This is a genomic window from Bradyrhizobium sp. SZCCHNRI1029, assembly GCF_032487555.1.
Taxonomy (GTDB): Bacteria; Pseudomonadota; Alphaproteobacteria; order Rhizobiales; family Xanthobacteraceae; genus Bradyrhizobium.
Window position 1 is genome coordinate 453,849 of sequence record NZ_JAUEUK010000007.1, and the last position, 18,914, is coordinate 472,762.

17 protein-coding genes are annotated in these 18,914 nt (G+C 66.0%); 6 read left to right on the top strand and 11 right to left on the bottom strand.

The genetic code is table 11. From position 1 onward, the window contains the following. Positions 1 to 134: 134 nt before the first annotated feature. The 3 genes from QW861_RS22115 to QW861_RS22125 all read left to right on the top strand — a co-directional run bounded on the left by QW861_RS22115 (position 135) and on the right by QW861_RS22125 (position 4,311). A complete protein-coding gene (locus QW861_RS22115) occupies positions 135 to 860 on the top strand; it encodes a thermonuclease family protein (RefSeq protein WP_315716988.1) in 726 nt (241 codons plus the stop codon). A gap of 155 nt (positions 861 to 1,015) precedes the next feature. Beyond that, positions 1,016 to 2,203 (top strand): pyridoxal-phosphate-dependent aminotransferase family protein, encoded by a 1,188-nt coding sequence (locus QW861_RS22120; protein WP_315716987.1) that lies wholly within the window; start codon positions 1,016 to 1,018, stop codon positions 2,201 to 2,203. 8 nt (positions 2,204 to 2,211) lie between these two features. Then, the gene (locus tag QW861_RS22125) at positions 2,212 to 4,311 is read left to right on the top strand and encodes a S9 family peptidase (protein WP_315750738.1); all 2,100 of its coding nucleotides are present in this window, start codon (positions 2,212 to 2,214) and stop codon (positions 4,309 to 4,311) included. 216 nt (positions 4,312 to 4,527) lie between these two features. On the opposite strand, the gene QW861_RS22130 is transcribed toward QW861_RS22125, so the two are convergent. From QW861_RS22130 to QW861_RS22150, 5 genes are all read right to left on the bottom strand, one after another. Beyond that, entirely contained in the window at positions 4,528 to 5,247 is a 720-nt protein-coding gene (locus tag QW861_RS22130) for a ribonuclease activity regulator RraA (RefSeq protein WP_315750736.1), read from the bottom strand. A gap of 121 nt (positions 5,248 to 5,368) precedes the next feature. Further along, complete coding sequence (gene araD, locus QW861_RS22135; RefSeq protein WP_315750734.1) at positions 5,369 to 7,105, bottom strand: L-arabinonate dehydratase; 1,737 nt, start codon at positions 7,103 to 7,105, stop codon at positions 5,369 to 5,371. Further along, positions 7,102 to 7,962 carry an ABC transporter permease gene (locus QW861_RS22140; RefSeq protein WP_315750732.1) on the bottom strand — a complete coding sequence of 287 codons (861 nt, stop codon included), beginning with the start codon at positions 7,960 to 7,962 and terminating at the stop codon, positions 7,102 to 7,104. Before QW861_RS22140 ends, araD begins: the two co-directional genes overlap by 4 nt. 11 nt (positions 7,963 to 7,973) lie before the next feature. Continuing rightward, the gene (locus tag QW861_RS22145) at positions 7,974 to 8,738 is read right to left on the bottom strand and encodes an ABC transporter ATP-binding protein (protein ID WP_315750730.1); all 765 of its coding nucleotides are present in this window, start codon (positions 8,736 to 8,738) and stop codon (positions 7,974 to 7,976) included. Next, positions 8,738 to 9,769: an ABC transporter substrate-binding protein gene (locus tag QW861_RS22150; RefSeq protein WP_315750728.1), complete on the bottom strand. Its 1,032-nt coding sequence runs from the start codon at positions 9,767 to 9,769 to the stop codon at positions 8,738 to 8,740. Before QW861_RS22150 ends, QW861_RS22145 begins: the two co-directional genes overlap by 1 nt. Positions 9,770 to 9,893: 124 nt before the next feature. Here QW861_RS22150 and QW861_RS22155 point away from each other — a divergent pair, with 124 nt between their 5' ends. The 3 genes from QW861_RS22155 (at position 9,894) to QW861_RS22165 (ending at position 15,013) form a co-directional block, all read left to right on the top strand. Further along, positions 9,894 to 10,604: a GntR family transcriptional regulator gene (locus QW861_RS22155; protein WP_315750726.1), complete on the top strand. Its 711-nt coding sequence runs from the start codon at positions 9,894 to 9,896 to the stop codon at positions 10,602 to 10,604. Between the two features lie 382 nt (positions 10,605 to 10,986). Then, positions 10,987 to 11,421: a response regulator gene (locus tag QW861_RS22160; protein ID WP_315750724.1), complete on the top strand. Its 435-nt coding sequence runs from the start codon at positions 10,987 to 10,989 to the stop codon at positions 11,419 to 11,421. After that, positions 11,402 to 15,013: a PAS domain S-box protein gene (locus QW861_RS22165; RefSeq protein ID WP_315750722.1), complete on the top strand. Its 3,612-nt coding sequence runs from the start codon at positions 11,402 to 11,404 to the stop codon at positions 15,011 to 15,013. The genes QW861_RS22160 and QW861_RS22165 overlap by 20 nt, the downstream gene beginning before the upstream one ends. 114 nt (positions 15,014 to 15,127) lie before the next feature. On the opposite strand, the gene QW861_RS22170 is transcribed toward QW861_RS22165, so the two are convergent. The 6 genes from QW861_RS22170 to QW861_RS22195 all read right to left on the bottom strand — a co-directional run. Further along, positions 15,128 to 15,763, bottom strand: coding sequence for a response regulator transcription factor (locus QW861_RS22170; protein ID WP_315750719.1), 636 nt, complete (start codon positions 15,761 to 15,763; stop codon positions 15,128 to 15,130). A gap of 461 nt (positions 15,764 to 16,224) precedes the next feature. Continuing rightward, positions 16,225 to 16,734, bottom strand: coding sequence for a response regulator (locus QW861_RS22175; RefSeq protein ID WP_315750717.1), 510 nt, complete (start codon positions 16,732 to 16,734; stop codon positions 16,225 to 16,227). Between the two features lie 197 nt (positions 16,735 to 16,931). Next, positions 16,932 to 17,255: a PilZ domain-containing protein gene (locus QW861_RS22180; protein ID WP_315716973.1), complete on the bottom strand. Its 324-nt coding sequence runs from the start codon at positions 17,253 to 17,255 to the stop codon at positions 16,932 to 16,934. A gap of 34 nt (positions 17,256 to 17,289) precedes the next feature. Next, complete coding sequence (locus tag QW861_RS22185) at positions 17,290 to 18,159, bottom strand: protein-glutamate O-methyltransferase CheR (protein ID WP_315750716.1); 870 nt, start codon at positions 18,157 to 18,159, stop codon at positions 17,290 to 17,292. A gap of 29 nt (positions 18,160 to 18,188) precedes the next feature. Further along, positions 18,189 to 18,578, bottom strand: a complete 390-nt coding sequence (locus tag QW861_RS22190; protein WP_315716971.1) for a response regulator — start codon at positions 18,576 to 18,578, stop codon at positions 18,189 to 18,191. Positions 18,579 to 18,608: 30 nt separating this feature from the next. Beyond that, positions 18,609 to 18,914 (bottom strand): chemotaxis protein CheW (locus QW861_RS22195; RefSeq protein ID WP_315828382.1); only part of this gene is annotated, 306 nt, incomplete at its 5' end.

Consider the following 18,914-nt stretch of genomic DNA (forward strand, 5'->3'; position numbering starts at 1 on the left):
TCGAGTCGCCCTTCTCTCAGCCCGCCATCGCGCGAAGTTGAGCGGCTCAGCCAATCACGGCGCTGGAACCGCGGGCCGATCCGCCGCACAATTGCTCCAGCCTTCCCATCCCCAAGGACGACCCGCGCCCGTTGATGTCGATGAAACCAGCTTTGCTTGCGCTCCTCCTGCTGCTGCCCTCCGTCGCGTCCGCGGCCGACATCACCGGGATTCCCAAGATCCGTGAGGCCGATGGGATCACGATCGGGACCACCCGCATCCGGCTCGGCGGCATCGACGCGCCCTCCGTGGATCAGCTCTGCCTCAACAAGAACGGCGAGCGCTGGACCTGCGGCGTTGCGGCGCGTGACGAGCTGATCAAGTACGTCGACGGCAAGAGCTGGACCTGCCATCCGCGCTCGATCGACCGCCGCGGCCGCCAGGTCGCGCGCTGCGACGTCGATGGCGAGGACATCCAGAAATGGCTGGTGCGCAGCGGCTGGGCGCTGGCCTATCGCACCCTCTCGCATGACTACGAGCCCGACGAGGCGGAGGCGCGCGCAGCCAAGGCCGGCATGTGGCAGGGCGCGTTCATCGCGCCATGGGACTGGCGCGTGCGCAACAAGAAGACTGCGATCCTCGGGGCCACCAACCCGCCGGAGGGCGCGCGCAAAATCCTGCTCGCCTCGGCCTCGGGCCCGGTCGCGCCCTCGCCGGACTGCACCATCAAGGGCAATGTCAACGGCGCCGGCGAGTGCATCTATCACACGCCGCAGAGCCGCTGGTACGCGCAGATCAAGATGCACGTCGCCAAGGGCACCCGCTGGTTCTGCTCGGTCGAGGAGGCCGAGGCCGCCGGCTGCCGCGAAACGAGGCGCTGACGGCCCGACCCGCCGGCCTGCCGGGGCATGCCAGCCCCCCGGCTTCTCCGGCTTTTCTTAATGCGCCGCGCCACGTAAAACGACCATGGGCCGGCCGTGTGCGAGAGCCCGTCACCACCCTCAACCGCCAAAGCACATCGCCGAGGACACTGACAATGACCGTTCGCGCGGGCCGGGAGTTTCTGGCCATCCCGGGACCCACCACGATGCCCGACGAGGTGCTGCAGGCGATGCACCGCCCCGCGCTCGACATCTACTCCAAGCAGATGGTCGAGCTGACCGACGGCATCATGTCCGATCTCGGCCGGCTGTTCGCCACCAAGGGCAAGACCTACATCTACATCGCCAACGGTCACGGCGCCTGGGAGGCGGTGCTCTCCAACGTGCTGGCGCGCGGCGACAAGGTGCTGGTGCTGGAGAGCGGCCGCTTCGCGATCGGCTGGGGCAATGCGGCGCGCGCGATGGGCGCCGAGGTCGAAGTGCTCCGCGGCGACTGGCGCCGCGCGGTGCGGCCGGCCGAGGTCGAGGCGCGGCTGCGCGCCGACAAGGAGCACAGCATCAAGGCGATCGTGGTGGCGCAGATCGATACGGCGTCCGGCGTCGTCAACGACGTCGAGGCGATCGGCCGCGCCATCAAGGCCGCGGGCCATCCGGCACTGTACATGGTCGACACCGTGGCCTCGCTCGGCTGCATGCCGTTCGAGATGGATGCCTGGGGCATCGACGTCGCGATGTCCGGGTCGCAGAAGGGCCTGATGACGCCGCCGGGTCTCGGCTTCGTCGCGGCCAATGACCGCGCGCTCGAGGCGCACAAGCGCGCCAACATGCGCACGCCCTATTGGGACTGGAGCGAGCGCGAGGGCACCGAGCACTATCGCAAATATGGCGGCACCGCGCCGGTGCATCTGCTGTTCGCACTGCGCCAAGCCATGGACATGCTGTTCGCCGAAGGACTGCCGCATGCCTTCCGCCGCCATGAGCTGTTGGCTGAGGCCGTGCGCCGCGCGGTGGCGAAGTGGAGCGAGGGCCAGGTGATCGGCTTCAACATCGCAGACGCCGCCGAGCGCTCCAACACCGTGACCACTGTGCTGGTCGGCGAAGGTTATGATCCGGCCGTGTTGCAGACCTACTGCAAGGAGCAGTGCGGCGTCGTGCTCGGCACCGGGATCGGCGATCTCCAGGGCCAGGCGTTCCGCATCGCCCATATGGGCCATGTCAACGCGCCGATGGTGCTGGGCACGCTCGGCGTGATCGAAATGGCGCTGGTGGCGTTGAAGATTCCGCACGGCCGCGGCGGCCTCGACGCCGCGATCCAATGGCTCGGCGAGAGCGTGACCCCGTAAAGGACGACATGACCGACTTGAGCACCAAGGCGCCGGTGGCGCCGCGCCATCCGCACAGCTTCACCCGTCACGGCATCACCGTAAGCGACGACTATGCGTGGCTGAAAGACGCGCGGTGGCAGGATGTGCTGCACGATCCGTCGCTGCTGGATGCTGATATCCGCGCCTATCTCGAGGCCGAGAACGCCTATGCGGAATCCGTGCTCGGCCACACCTCACCGCTGCAGAAGAAGCTCGTCGCGGAGATGCGCGGCCGCATCAAGGAGGACGATTCCTCGGTGCCGTCGCCGGACGGGCCCTACGCCTATTTCCGCAAGTATCGCGAGGGCGGCCAGCACGAGCTGTTCTGCCGGACGCCGCGCAACGGCGGGGCGGAGACGATCGGGCTCGATGGCGATGCGCTGGCGCGAGGCCACGACTATTTCAAGTTCGGCGGCAGCCGGCATTCGCACGACCACAAGCGCGTCGCCTGGAGCGCCGACACCAAGGGCTCGGAATATTTCACCATCCGCGTCCGCGACTGGGATAGCGGCGATGACCTCGCCGACGTCGTCGAGGAGACCGACGGCGGTGTGGTGTGGTCACGCGATTGCACGAGCTTCTTCTACGTCAAGCTCGACGACAATCACCGCCCGATGCAGGTGTGGCGGCATAAGCTCGGCACCAGGCAGGCCGAAGACGCGCTGGTGTACGAGGAGAAGGACACCGGCTGGTTCACCCATGTGCACGAGTCGACGTCGGGCCGGTTCTGCGTCATCGCCGGCGGCGACCACGAGACGTCAGAGCAACGATTCATCGATCTCGATGCTCCCGAGGCGCCGCCGCGCCTCGTGGCCGCGCGCGAGAACGGCGTGCAATATTCGATCGCCGACCGCGGCGATGAGCTGTTCATCCTGACCAATGCCGACGGCGCCATCGACTTCAAGATCGTCACCGCGCCGCTGTCCGCGCCCGAGCGCGCCAACTGGCGCGACCTCATTCCGCACCGCGCCGGCATCTACGTACTCGACCACGATCTGTATGCCGGGCACCTGGTGCGGCTGGAGCGCGCCAATGCGCTGCCGTCGATCGTCATCCGCGATCTCGCATCCGGCGAGGAGCACGCGATCGCCTTCGACGAAGGCGCCTATTCGCTCGACGCGATGGGCTCCTACGAGTTCGACACCACCAATCTGCGCTTTGCCTATTCGTCGATGACGACGCCGTCGGAGGTGTGGGACTACGACATGGTGACGCGCGCAAAAACCCTGCGCAAGCGCCAGGAGATTCCGTCCGGGCACAATCCGGCCGACTACGTCACCACGCGCATCATGGCCAAGGCGGAGGACGGTGCCGAGGTGCCGGTGTCGCTGCTGCACCGGCGCGACCTCAGGGCCGATGGCTCAGCGCCGCTGCTGCTGTATGGCTACGGGTCCTATGGTCATGCGATGCCGGCCTCGTTCTCGGCCAACCGGCTGTCGCTGGTCGACCGCGGCTTCGTCTATGCCATCGCGCACATCCGCGGCGGCACCGACAAGGGCTGGGGCTGGTACCTTCAAGGCAAGCGCGCGAAGAAGACCAACAGCTTCGACGATTTCGCGGCCTGCGCGCGGGCGCTGATCGCGGCGAACTACACCAGCGCCAGGCGCATCGTCGGCCATGGCGGCAGCGCCGGCGGCATGCTGATGGGCGCGGTTGCCAACCGCTCGGGCGAATTGTTCGCCGGCATCGTCGCCGAGGTGCCGTTCGTCGACGTGCTCAACACGATGCTCGACGACACCCTGCCGCTGACGCCGCCGGAATGGCCCGAATGGGGCAACCCGATCGAGAGCGAGACGGATTTTCGCACCATCCTGTCCTACTCGCCCTATGACAACGTCGCGGCCAAGGACTATCCCGCCATCCTCGCAATGGCCGGCCTCACCGACCCGCGCGTCACCTATTGGGAGCCTGCTAAGTGGATCGCGCGGCTGCGCGCGACGATGACCGGCGGCGGGCCGGTCCTCCTGCGCACCAACATGGGCGCCGGCCACGGCGGCGCCTCCGGCCGCTTCAACCGGCTGGATGAGGTCGCGATCGTCTACGCGTTCGCGCTATGGGCGGTGGGTCTGGCAGATCGGAGCGTTTGAGCCATGATCGCGCCTGAACACCAATGTCGTCCCTGCGAACGCAGGGACCTATAACCACCGGCGGCAATTGTTGAGCGCGCTGGAGCTACGTCCCTCGTCATCACAACCGCCTGTGGTTATGGGTCCCGGCTCAAGGCCGGGACGACAGCGGAGTATGGGGCCAATCTCGCCTCGCAATCGGCGTCGCATCCGCAACGACAGCCGAGGACGTAGCGGCTACCGGTTGTTCTTCGCGCGCCACGCCGCGAAGTCGGCGGGCGCCTGCGGATCCGTCGCGGGATAGAGGCCGAGGATCGAGCGGCCCTTGGCAACTTCCTCGGCAACGAAATCCTCGAACGCGGTCATCTCGAACGTCTCGTCCGCGATCTCGTCGGCGAGATGGGCGGGGATGACGATGACGCCGTCGGAATCGCCGAGGATGACGTCACCGGGAAACACCGGCGCGTCGCCGCAGGCGATCGGGCCGTTGATCTCGATCGCATGATGCAGGGTGAGATTGGTCGGCGCGCTCGGACGCTGGTGGAAGGCGGGGATGCCGAGCTTGGCAATGTCGGCGGCGTCCCGGAAGCCGCCGTCGGTGACGACGCCGGCGACGCCGCGCTGCTGCAGGCGGCTCACGAGAATTGCGCCGGCCGAAGCGGCGCGCGCGTCCTTGCGGCTGTCCATCACCAGCACGGCGCCGGGCGGGCAATCCTCGACGGCCTTGCGCTGCGGATGGCCGCGGTCGCGAAACACCTCGATGGTGTTGAGATCCTCGCGCGCTGGGATGTAGCGCAAGGTGAAGGCCTCGCCGACCATGGTCGGCTGCGCCGGGCTGAGCGGATGGACGTTCTGGATGCACTGGATGCGCAGGCCGCGCTTGAACAGCGCGGTAGCGACCGTGGCCGTCGAGACGGTCTTGAGCTTGTTGCGGGTGGCGGTGCTGAGTTTGGTCATGTCCTGCTCTCTCCGGTCGTCATTCCGGGGCGCGCGGAGCGCGAGCCCGGAATCCATACTCCCGATCGTGGTTATGGATTCCGGGCTCGCCGCTCCGCGGCGCCCCGGAATGACGGGTGAACTAATAAATCGCTGGCTCGCCGACTGCGGCGCCGAAGCCGGTCTCGAGGAAGTCGAAATCGCAGCCGTCATTGGCCTGCTTGATGTGGCGGGCGAACATCCAGCCATAGCCGCGCTCGAAGCGCGGGGCCGGCGGAGTCCAGGCGGCGCGGCGGCGCGCCAGTTCATCCTCGGGCACGTCGAGATTGATGGTGCGCGCGGCGACGTCGAGCGTGATCAGGTCGCCATTCTTCACCAGCGCCAGCGGGCCGCCGACATAGGCCTCCGGCGCGACGTGCAGGATGCAGGCGCCGTAGGACGTGCCGCTCATGCGCGCGTCCGACAGCCGCACCATGTCGCGCACGCCCTCGCGCACGAGCTTGGTCGGGATCGGCAGCATGCCCCATTCCGGCATGCCCGGCCCGCCCTGGGGCCCCGCATTGCGCAGGATCAGCACGTGGTCGGCTGACACGTCGAGATCGGGATCGTCGATCGCCTTCTTCATCGAGGGATAGTCGTCGAACACCAGCGCCGGGCCGGTGTGCCTGAGGAAGCGCGGATCACAGGCAGAGGGCTTGATGACGCAGCCGTCCGGCGCAAGGTTGCCCTTGAGCACGGCGAGCGCACCTTCGCGATAGATCGGGTTCGACTGCGGACGGATGACGTCGTCATTGTAGACGCCGGCGCCCTTGATGTTGTCGCCGAGGGTGCGGCCATTGACGGTGAGGCAGTCGAGATGGAGATGCTCGGTCATACGGCTCATCAGGCCGGGCAGCCCTCCGGCATAGTAGAAATCCTCCATCAGGTAAGTGTCGCCGCTCGGCCGGACATTGGCGAGCACCGGCACCTTGCGGCTGGCGGCCTCGAAATCATCAAGGCCGATATCGGCGCCGGCGCGGCGCGCCTGCGCGATCACATGGATGATGGCGTTGGTCGAGCAGCCCATCGCCATGGCGACCGCGATCGCATTCTCGAACGCCTGATGGGTCTGGATCTTCGATGGCGTCAGGTCCTCCCACACCATCTCGACGACGCGGCGGCCGCATTCCGAGCTCATGCGGATGTGCTCGGCATCGGCAGCCGGAATCGACGAGGCGCCGGGCAAGGTCATGCCGATCGCTTCCGCGATCGCGGTCATGGTCGAGGCCGTCCCCATGGTCATGCAGGTGCCGTGGCTGCGGGCGATGCCGGCTTCCATCGCGTTCCAATCAGCGTCCGACAGCTTGCCGGCGCGGCGTTCATCCCAGTACTTCCAGGCGTCGGAGCCGGAGCCCAGCGTCTTGCCCTTCCAGTTGCCGCGCAGCATCGGCCCGGCCGGGAGATAGATCGCCGGCAGGTTCATGCTGGTGGCGCCGAGCAGCAGCGCCGGCGTGGTCTTGTCGCAGCCGCCCATCAGCACGACGCCATCGACGGGGTGGCCGCGCAAGAGCTCCTCGACATCCATCGCCAGCATGTTGCGATAGAGCATCGTGGTTGGCTTCAACAGCGACTCCGACAGCGACAGCGCAGGCAGCTCGATCGGGAAACCGCCGGCCATCAGCACGCCGCGCTTGACGTCGTCGACCCGCTGCTTGAAGTGCATGTGGCAGGGCTGCGCGTCGGACCAGGTGTTGATGATGGCGATGACCGGACGGCCCTTCCACTCCTCCTGGGCATAGCCCATCTGCATCACCCGCGAGCGGTGGCCGAAGGAACGGAGATCGTCGGGCGCGAACCAGCGCGCGCTGCGCAGCTGATCGGGGCTCTTCTTGTGGCTCATGATTGCGTTCCCCAGGTCAGCACGGTCTTGCGCTCGATGGTGCGGAAGATCAGGTTCTCGACCACGAGGCCGATCAGGATCACGGTCAGCAGGCCGGCGAACACCGCGGGGATCTCGAGCAGATTGCGGTTCTCGAAGATGAACCAGCCGAGGCCGCCCTGCCCCGAGGAGACACCGAACACCAGCTCGGCCGCGATCAGGGTGCGCCAGGCGAAGGCCCAGCCGATCTTCAGACCCGTGAGGATGGCGCCGAACGCCGCCGGAATCAGGATGCGGATCACATAGGAGAAGCCGCTGAGACCGTAGTTGCGCCCGACCATGCGCAGCGTGTTCGAGACGCTTTTGAAGCCGGAATGGGTGTTGAGCGCGACGGGCCACAGCACCGAATGGATCAGCACGAAGACGAGACTGCCGCTGCCGAGCCCGAACCAGATCAGCGCCAGCGGCAGCAGCGCGATCGCCGGCAAGGGATTGAACATCGCCGTGATCGTCTCGAGGAAATCGGTGCCGATGCGGGTCGAGATCGCGAGCACAGTCAGGATCGCCGCGAGAACGATGCCGGCGGCATAGCCCATGAACAGCACCTTCAGCGAGGTCCAGACGCGCATCGGGATGGTGCCGTCGCGGACCTTCTCCCACAGCGCCGCGATGGTGTCGGAGAAGGTCGGGAACAGCAGGGGATTGTCGAGATAGCTGCCATAGGCCTGCCAGATCGCGGCGAGCAAGACGATGATCAGGCTCTTGCGCACGAAGCCGTCGTTCCACAGCAGCTCGAGCACGCCGAGCTTGCGCGCGACATCTGCAGGCGCGGCGCTCGCGGCCGACGTATCGCGCAGGATGATCTTGGCTTCAGCCATGGGCGCCGTCCTCAATGCGTCGTTGCAGGTTCGGAGAACAAGAGATCATGGATCTGCTTCTCCAGGCGCGCCGCGCTGCCGTCCTCGGCCGAGACCTTGTCGACGTCGACCACCTCGGCCTTGACGCGGCCGGGATGCGGCGACAGCAGCAGAATGCGGTTGCCGATCTTGATGGCTTCGGCGATCGAATGCGTCACGAACAAGACGGTGAATTTCGTCTCGTTCCACAACTGCAGCAGCTCGTCCTGGCAGGTGCGCCGCGTCAGCGCATCGAGCGCGGCGAACGGCTCGTCCATCAGCAGGATGTCCGGCTCCATCGCCATGCCCCGGGCGATCGCGACGCGCTGCTTCATGCCGCCCGACAGCGTGTGCGGATAGGCATCGACGACGCGCGTCAGCCCGACCTTCTCGATATAGGTGCGGGCGCGGCTCTCGGCCTCCTTGCGCGGCATGCGCCGCGCCGTCAGCAGCGGGAACATCACGTTGGCGAGCACGGTCTTCCACGGCAGCAGCTGGTCGAACTCCTGGAAGATCATCATGCGGTCGGCGCCGGGACCGGTGATCTCGCGGCCGTTGATGCGCATCCGGCCCTCGCTCGGCTTGATGTAGCCACCGACCGCCTTCAGCAAGGTCGACTTGCCGCAACCGGACGGTCCCAGCAGCACGAAGCGATCGGAGCGGTCGACGGAGAAGCCGACCCGCTCCGTCGCGGTGATCACCGCGCTGGAGGTCTTGTAGCGCAGGGTGACGCCATCGACGTCGAGCAGCGCGGACATCAGTTGCCCTTCAGATCATGCGCGACCGGCAGATAATAGTCGGTCCAGGCCTTGGGCTGGGTCTTGATGGTGCCGATCTTGGCGAGATGGGCCGCGAACTTCATGGTGCCCTGCGGCTCCAGATTCCATTCCATCATGCCGGGCTCCTTGAGCCAGGCGAGCAGGTCATCGACCGAGGTCTTGTCGCCGGTGATCTCCTTGTAGATCTCGACCGCCGTCCTGGTATCGCTGCGGATCAGGTCCTGCGCTTCCTTGGTCGCATCGCGCACCGCCTGGATGATCTTCGGATTGGCGTCGGCGAACTTCGTGGTGGTGAAGAACTGCGCCTGGCTCAGCGGTCCGCCCATGACGTCGGGCGAATTCATCACGACATGCGCGCCGGGCACGTTCTTCAATTCGAGGAACGTGTAGGGCGGGATCGAGAAATGATTGTGCACCTCGTGCTGCGGGTTCGACAGCGCCGTATAGGCGTCGGGGTGACCGAGCTGCACGGTGTTGGCGTCGAGCTTGTTCCACTGATCGGCGCCAAACGCCTCGGCGGCCGCGATCTGCAGCACGATGGCCTGGGTCGAGACCTTGACGGTCGGCACGGCGATCTTGTCACTGGGACCGAAGTCCTTGATCGACTTGATGTTGGGATCGCGGCTGATCAGGGTCATCGGCTGCGCCGAGGTGGCGACGATGCCCTTCACGCCGCCACGCGTGCGGTCCCACAGCAGCAGCAGATTGCCGGTGCCGGTGTTGAGGATGTCGACGCTGCCCGACAGCAGCGCATCGGTCTGCGCACCACCGCCGGAGAAGGTCAGCCATTTGGTGGTGACACCGGGCGCGCCGAGCGCGGCCGCATGCTTCTCGATCAGCTTGTTCTTCTCGATGATGTGGCTCGGCATGTAGAAGATGCCAGGCTGGCGCGACAGCGAGATTTCGGTCTTCTGCTGGGCCTGCGCGGCGTCATTCCAGGCCGCCGCGACCAGCAGCGTGGCCAGCAGGCCGGCGGCTCGTGCGGCCGAGCGCGCGAACTTCTCGAACATGGGACATCCCTCCTCGCGTGCCGGCTCCTTCTTGACGGCCGGCGGAGAGATGCACTAATGCATTAGTGCATCTCTGACAAGGGCTGTTCTCCCCCTGCGACATTCGAGCCGGACGTCCCACCAAATGGCATTGCCCGCGACGCCTGCTGCGGTTCTCCCGCCCGAACGGCTCGATCCGAGCCGGCGCGCGGCACCGCAGGTCTTCGAGCGGTTGCGCGACCAGATCATCGCCCTCGCGCTCCCACCGGGAGCGCCATTGTCGCGGCCGGCGCTGCAGGCCGAGTTCGGCCTCAGCTCGACGCCGATCCGCGACGCGCTGATGCGCCTCGCCGAGGAAGGCCTCGTCGACGTGTTCCCGCAGCATGCGACCCTGGTCAGCCGCATCGATGTTGGTCGGGCGCAGCAGGCGCAATTCCTGCGCCAGGCGCTGGAGCTCGAGATCGTGCGCCTGCTCGCGCTGCGGCCTGCGGCGGCGCCGATCGACGAACTCCATGCTCTGATCGCCCAGCAGCGGCGATTCGCCAAGGACGGCGACTTCGCGTCATTCACGGTGGTCGACAACGCATTTCACGAGCGGCTCTACACCGCCGCGGACAAGCACGAGCTATGGACCCTGGTGCGCAGCCGCAGCGGTCACATCGACCGGTTGCGCCGGCTGCATCTGCCCTCGCCCGGCAAGGCGCAGACGATCCTGCGCCATCACAAGCAGATCGTCGATGCGATCGCCGCCGGCCGGCCGGACGACGCGCAGACGCATCTGCGCGAGCACCTGACCGGGACGCTGAGCGACCTCGCGACCATTCGCGGCCGCTGGCCGGACTATCTCAGTGGCTAGCGGCCCCGCCCAATCGGAGGACGTGAGCGGTGTCACGCCGCACGCCGGCATGTCGTCTGTGGCCACTTCGTCCCGTGCTGGTCCGCACCGTCTGTCGCGCCACCTGGGATCGCAAACCCTCACACATGTGCTCAAATATTGTGCATTCGGCGCGAGGACGAGGCGATTGTGAAGCGCTCCGTGCCATGCAACTACGGCGCGAGCGCCTCGAATGCAGGCCCGGCGCCCGGATAGTCCACCCTTGTCCCGTACAGGACATCGATCACCGCGCCCCATCCTGCATGTGACTTGCCCGGCGAAACGCTTGCGGCGCGCCGCGAATTGGGCAAAACCTTACAACTGACCGTTGGTCTTGCTGCCAGCCAATCGGGAGATGCGGAGCGTGGCGAAGATTCTGGTCGTGGACGACGATCCGCTCATGCAGCTGACAATTCAGCGCGTGCTCGAACGGGCCGGTCACGTCGTCGGCATCGCCGGCGACGGCCAGAAGGCGCTCGTCCGCTTCAAGAGCGAGAGCTTTGACTTGGTGATCCTGGACATCTTCATGCCGGGCATGGACGGGCTGGAGGCGATGCGCTTGATCCTCAAGCACACGCCGGGCGTTCCGATCATCATGACCTCGGGACGTGCCCACACCCCGACCTCGGTGACCGAGCCCGACTATCTTACCATGGCCACCAGGCTGGGAGCGGTGTCCGCATTGCCCAAGCCGTTCAAACCGGCAGCCCTCCTGACGATGGTTTCCGAATGCCTGGCATCGGCAGGCGATCGGGCTGCTCGACCCCGGCCAGGCCAAGATGCTGTTCCGAAATCCTGACGGCCGAACCGAAGGGCTCCTGCTCAGCGGCGCGCAGCGCGCGAGCGAGGCGCCGCGGTTCGGCGGCCGCCTCACGCTGACGACGCGGCTGGCGATCGCGATGATCCTGCTGGTCGCGATCGCGGTGTTCGCCGTCGGCTGGCTCGGCTATCGCAGCCTCGAGCGGGCGCTGTTGCCACGCGCGCTCGATCGAATCGAGTCGCATTCGCGCCTGATGGCGACCGAGCTCGAAAACTATGTCGGCGGCGCCCGGAACGACATCAACGGCTATCGCGCCTCGCCAAATCTGGCGACGTTGATACGCACGCTGAAGACGGGAGCTCCCGATCCCCGCGAAGGGCTGCCGGCGCAGTCGTGGCGCGAGCGGGTCGCAACGCGCTACTTCGCCGAGCTGCAGGCCAAGCCGACCTACGCGATGATCCGCCTGGTCGGGATCGAGAACGATTATCGCGAGCTGATCCGGGTCGACCGGCTCGGGCCGGGCAACACGGTGCGGATCGTTCCGGAGAACGAGCTGATCACGCGCGGCGAGCGCAACTACATCAAGGAGACGCTGAGCCTGCCGCCCGGCGGCATCCGGCTCTCGCCTATCATTCTCGACGGCAACACGACGGACCCCAAGACAGGCGTGCCGATGCTGTGCGTCGGCACGCCGGTGTTCGCGCCGGACGGCAAGCCGTACGCGATCCTGATGGTCGATCTCGACATGCGCCCGATCTTCGCGCATCTGCGCACGGCGGCCCGCCCGGGCGCGCAGCTCTATGTCGTGAACGCCCGCGGCGACTATCTCTTCCATCCCGAATCAGACCGGGAATTCGCCTCGAAACGCGGCCGATCGACGCGATGGCAGGACGATTTTCCGACGCTCGCCGGCGCGACCGGCAGCGCCGAGGGTTTCGCGCAGATCCTGCACGACGAAGCCGATCGTCCCGGCGGTGTCGCCTTCGCGCCGGCGCTGCTCGCGGGACAGGAATGGGTGGCGGTGATCGAGACGATCCCGAACACCGCCTTCATGGCGCCCGCCCTCGCCATCCGCAAGACGGCGATCGAGGTCGGCCTGATCGCGATGCTGTGCGCGGCCGCGCTCGCCTTCGTGGTCGCGCGCTCGCTGACGCGGCCGATCAACCAACTGACCCAGGCCGTCGAGGGCGTGGGGCGCGGCGAGGCGGTGAATATCCCGCTCGAGGCGGTCGGCGAGACCGGCGTGCTGGCGCGCGCCTTCGCCCGCGTGCTGGACGAGGTTCGCACCAAGACCGCCGAGCTCGAGCGCGAGGTCCAGGAGCATTACCTGACCGAAGCAGCGCGCGACCATTTCGCCGCCCGCGAACGGCTCTACAGTGCCGCGGTGGAATCGTCGAACGACGCGATCGTGACGCTGTCGCTGGACGGCACCATCACCGCCTGGAATCCGGCAGCCGAGGCCATGCTGGGCTACTCCGCCGAGGAGGCCGTGGGCCGCCTTGCGGATTTCCTCGTGCCGCCCGAGCGCATGGCCGAGGCCCAGGACCTTCTGGCGCGCATGGCCCGCGGCGAGCGGATCCAGCATTTCGAGACGGTGCGGATCCGCAAGGACGGTGAGCTGGTCCAGGTCTCGCTCAGCGTCTCGCCGATCAAATCACCGACCGGCCAGATCATCGGCGCCTCCAAGATCGCACGCGACGTCACCGAGAGCCGCCGGACCGAACTGGCGCTGCGCCAGCAGACCGAGGAACGGCGGCGCATCTTCGAGACGTCGCAGGACCTGATCCTCATCACCGACCGCAATGGCATCCTGGTTCAGGTCTCACCGAGTGTGGAGGCGATTCTCGGCTATACGCCGGCGGAGATGATCGGCCGCAGCGGCGCGGAGTTCATCCACCCGGACGATCTACCCAAAGCACGCGAGGAGCTTCGCGCCTCGCGCCTCGGCCTTCGGGCGCGCACCTCCGACTGCCGCTACGTCCACAAGGACGGCCGCGTGGTGACGCTGTCCTGGACCTCGAACTGGTCGGAGCCGGTGCAGCGCCACTTCTTCATCGGCCGCGACATGACCGAGAGCCGGCTGGCGCAGGAGACGCTCCGGGAGAGCGAACAGCTCGCCCGCAACATCGTCGAGACCGCGCTCGATGCCTTCGTCCAGGTCGACGACAACGGGGCCATTCTCAACTGGAACTCCCAGGCCGAGAAGATCTTCGGCTGGTCGCGCGCCGAGATCATCGGCAAGGACGTCTTCGACGTCATCACCGTCGGGGACGTCGGCGAGGAGCTGCGCGCCGCGCTCGGCCGCATCCTGATGACCGGACAAGCGAGCGCACTCGGCGTCGGCCGCCGACGCGAGGTCATGGTGAAGCGGCGCGACGGCCGCGAGTTCAAGGCCGAACTCAGCGTGACCGCGCTGAAGACCCGCAACGGCTTCGTGCTGAACGGCTTCTTCCGCGACCTCACCGACAAGATCGCGACCGAGGAACGGATCCGCCAGTCCGAGAAGATGGAGGCGATCGGCCAGCTCACCGGCGGCATCGCACACGACTTCAACAACATCCTCACCGTGATCACCGGCACGATCGAGATTCTCGCCGCGGCCGTGGCCAAGGAGCCGCAGCTCGCCGCGATCACCAGGATGATCGACGAGGCCGCCGCGCGCGGGGCCGATCTCACCCAGCATCTGCTCGCCTTTGCGCGCCGGCAGCCGCTGCAGCCGCGCGAGGTCGACGTCAACACGCTGATGATCGACACAGCCAAGCTGCTGCGGCCGACGCTCGGAGAGCAGATCGAGATCGAGTCCGTCTTCCAGGACGAGACCTGCGTGGCGCATGTCGATCCGAACCAGCTCGCCACGGCGGTCATCAACCTCGCGCTCAATGCCCGCGACGCGATGCCGAATGGCGGCAAGCTCATCCTGGAGACCGGCTGGGCCGACCTCGACGAGAACTACGCAAGTCTCTACGACGACGTGCGGCCCGGTCGCTACGCGATGATCGCGGTGAGCGACAGTGGCAGCGGCATTCCCGCCGCCATCATCGACAAGGTGTTCAATCCGTTCTTCACCTCGAAGGGGCCGGGCAAGGGGACGGGGCTCGGATTGTCGATGGTGTACGGCTTCGTGAAGCAATCGGCCGGCCACATCAGGATCTACAGCGAAGAGGGCCACGGCACCACGATCCGGATGTACCTGCCGCCGGGCAGCGAAGAAGCGATCACGCAGCCCTCGGGCGACGCGCCGGCGATCCAGGGCGGCCAGGAGACGATCCTGGTGGTGGAGGACGACCGGCTGGTGCGCGGCTACGTTCTCGCCCAGCTCCATGCACTGGGCTATGCGACGCTGGAGGCGGCCAATGCCGCCGAAGCGCTGGCGATCACCAATGCCGGAGAGCCGTTCGATCTGCTCTTCACCGACATCATCATGCCGGGGACGATGAACGGCCGCCAGCTCGCATCCGAGATCCAGCGGATTCGTCCGACGCAGCGGGTCCTGTTCACCTCCGGCTACACCGAGAATGCCGTGGTGCATCACGGCCGGCTCGACGAAGGAATTCTTCTGCTGCCGAAGCCGTACCGCAAATCCGAGCTCGCCAAGATGATCCGCAAGGCGCTCGCCGCGACCGAGGCTTGAAAAACCAGGCTTGAAAAACGAGGCTTGGCCAATGCGGCCCGACCAACGCGGCCTGGCGCTTGCGGTTGCCGCTACTCCAGCTTGAGGCCCCGTGCGGGCGGCCCGACCATCGGCTCAATTGGCGCGCGACGCCGTCATCACGATGCGGATCAGATCGGCCGCGTTGCGCGCGCCGAGCTTCTTCATGATGTTGGCGCGATGATCCTCGATCGTGCGCGGGCTGATGCCCAGCGTGCGCCCCGCCTCCTTGTTCGAGGCCCCCGCCGTGAATTGTTCCAGGACCTCGCGCTCGCGCCGCGTCAGCGGCTCGCGGCCGGGGAAATGCAGCGAGCCGATCTTCGGCGAGGCATTCTCCTTCTGCCGCCGCGCGAACGCGCCGATCGCCTCGTTCAGACGGGCCACGATCTCACTGCCGCGGAACGGCTTCTCGATGAAGTCGAGCGCCCCGTTCTTGATCGCATTGACGGCCATCGGGATGTCGCCCTGGCCCGAGATCATGAAGATCGGAGCCGGATAGTCCTCGCCGTGCAGTTCCCTGAGAATGTCGAGACCGGACTTTCCGGGGATGTGCACGTCGAGCAGGATACAGGCCGGTGTCCTGCTCCGCGCCACCGCCAGGAGCGCGGCGCCGTCCGCAAAACAGATCACTTCATACCCACCTGCCGACAAGACCATCGAGAGGGTGTCGCGCACGGCTGGGTCGTCATCGACGACAAAAATCTCACCGCGGGAAGCTGTTTGTTCGGCCATGGGCGATTGCTCTTGCAAAGGAGAAGAAACAATGAAAGCGCGTCTTATGATACCATACTCGTCGGGTGCTTTGGGCACCCGTATTTGTACGGTTTATGATCCTAACCCACAAGTAGTAGCTGCAGATCGGTGATCGCCTTCACGAGACCATGATCTGGACACGATCTCAAGGCAGTCGTCTCGGGCAGCATGCTGCCTTGCAAAAACACATCAACGCCGACAGCGTCATGATCGACATCAAACTCTGATCGCATCGGCGTTGCCCACGTGCACCACGCCCACAGACATGCTCGGCGGCGGACGCGTGCACGGCCCTCAGCCCACGAAAATCTGCACGGCATTTGACACAAGACGTACAGCCGTCAGCCGGCCTTGCCCTCGTTTTGATCAGAGATCGGCGGGATTCGGACGTTGCATAGGATTTTGCGCCCTGGACCGCGGCTTGCGCCGATGCAGCTCTGTCAGGACCGATGCTTCGCGGCAACACTTTCGGCGGCGACGCCGCCCCAGGTGTGAACCACGGGCAGGCCGAGCACAGTCTTGCCGAGATTCGCCAGGCAGATGCGCAACGCTGCCAGATCGACTGGCTTCGGCAGGCTCTGCAGGTCGATCCCGAGCGAGCGCGCGAACAGCCGGGCCTCAATTCGCTTTGCCGCATCCATGCCGCTGATCACGATCACGGAACCGGCGAAGCGGGTATCTGCGATGACCTTGAGGACCTCGGTCCCCTCGCCATCCTCGAGCATGAGATCGAGCGTCACGCAGTCAAAGCGGTTGTTGCGCACCTCGCGGATCGCATCGCTGCACGTGGCCGCGACCGTCACGGCGTGGCCGGCCTGCTTGGCCGCCAGCGCGATCAGCGTCCGCTGCGCGGCGTCGTCGTCGACGACCAAGAGCTGCAGCGCGCGCCGTTCGCCATCATCGGCGCGCTCCGACCGGCTGGATGCAAGTTCCGAACTCATGACCGGCATTGGCCGTCCCTGGAAAATTTGACCGACGTCGTTGTCATACACGTCCGACCCTGCGGCGACGTAAAGCGGCTCTCGGAAAAAAGGCCACGCGTCTTAGGACTTGCGCAGGACCCGGGCCGGCGCGTCTCCTCGTCGCTCCGCGCGCGGAAGTTTCCCGAGCGGCGGGCGAGCAATGCGCCGTGCTGCCGCAAGGCGAACTAGTTGACGGTCGTTTCCTGGCCGGCGGAAGCGTTGCCACGTTTCTTCTTGTTCTTTCCCTTGATGAACTGGATGTCCATCTCGGAGCCGTTGACCCGGACCAGCTCGCAGCGGCGGTAGGCGAGCCCCGTCGAGGACAGCAGCAGAAAGAACTCTTTCAGATTCAATCCCTGGATCGATCCCTCGACCGTCAGCACCGCGTCGGTGTCCGAGATGGCGTTGAGCTGGCAGTCCCTGCGCCAGGTCCCGTCGATGCCCATGATGCAGACATCGTAACCACGGCTGAAGGTGACGCGCTCCGTACCTTTGTTGTCGTCAGACATCTTCGCGTCCTGCTCTATTGGGCTGCGGGAACATCTAGTTGCCCGCGGCCGCGATCCTGGGCATTCCCGGAGCGGACGCCTTCGCCGCGGAAGCGATCCCGCTCGGGCGATACAGGCCACGCCGGTCCGCGAGCGGCTTGAACACGTCGGTGAGGCCGACGACGGTCTCCGCCGCACCGAGTACGAGGAAGCCGTCCGGCTCCATCTGCTTGGCGAGCCGGCCGAAGATGTTGATCTTGGTGTCCTGATCGAAATAGATCAGCACGTTGCGGCAGAACACGACGTCGAACGTGCCGAGCTGTGAGAAGTCGTGCAGCAGATTGAGCTGGCGATGCTGGACCATGCCGCGCACGTCGGAATTGATCTGCCAGAGTTCGCCTGCCTGCTTGAAATATTTGACCAGAAGCTGGATCGGCAGCCCGCGCTGCACCTCGAACTGGCTGTAGAGACCCGCTTTGGACTTCTCCAGCACCTCCTGGGAGAGATCGGTGGCGATGATCTCGATGCGCCATCCACTGAGCGCAGATCCCATCTCCTTGAGCGACATCGCCAGCGAATACGGCTCCTGGCCGGTCGAGCAAGCAGCGCACCAGATCCGGATCGACTTGCGGTTGGCGCGCGCCTTGAGGAGCTCCGGCATGATCACGTCGCGAAAATGATCGAACGGGACCTTGTCGCGGAAGAAGAACGTCTCGTTGGTCGTCATCGCTTCGACGACCTGGCTGATCAAGGCGCTCGACCCGTCCTTCAGCTTCTGGACGAGATCGCTGATGCTGGCCAGGCCGGCCTTGCGCGCGAGCGGAAGCAGGCGGCTCTCGATCAGATATTGCTTGTCGGCAGACAGATCGAGACCGGACTTGTCTCGAAGCAGCTTGCGCAGGAACTCATAATCAGGCTGGTTCACGGGCGGCCTCTTCTGGGCAGACGAAGGGATCAGGCGGATTCGGCTGACAGCGCCTGGATGAGACCAACTTCCTGGAATTTGGCGGCCACAATCTCTTTGTCGAACGGCTTCATGATGTATTCGTTGGCGCCGGCGTTCAGCGCGCGCGAAATGTGATCGATGTCGTTTTCGGTGGTGCAGAACACCACCTTGGGGCCTTCGCCGCCCGGCAGCCGGCGCAGGCGCCCGAGGAAATCATAACCGTCCATGACGGGCATGTTCCAGTCGAGCAGAATGGCGTCCGGCAGGCTCTTGGTGCAGATCTCGAGCGCCCGCTCGCCATCCTCCGCCTCGACGACGGAGAAGCCCAACTCCTCCAGGATACGCCGTGCGATCTTGCGCACGACGCTGGAGTCATCCACGACCAGACAGCTCTTCATTGTTGTCTCCCCTATGGGACGGTTGACGGGCTAGGCGGCGATTGCTGCCTTCGGCAGGAGCTCGAGCACGCGATCGACGTCGAGAATGACCATCAGCTGGCCGTCGAGGCGGTGCACGCCGCCGGCGAATTTCGCCATGCGCGGGTCGAGATTGACGGGGTTCTCCTCCCGGCCCTCCTCGGACAGCCGCAGCACCTCGCCGATCTGGTCGATCAGGAGACCGTAGGACTCGCCGCGCAGATCGACGCCGACCGCCATAGGCGGCTTGCCGTCCTCGGCGCGGGCAAGGCCGAGCCGCGCCCGCATGTCGACGACGGTCACGATGCGGCCGCGCAG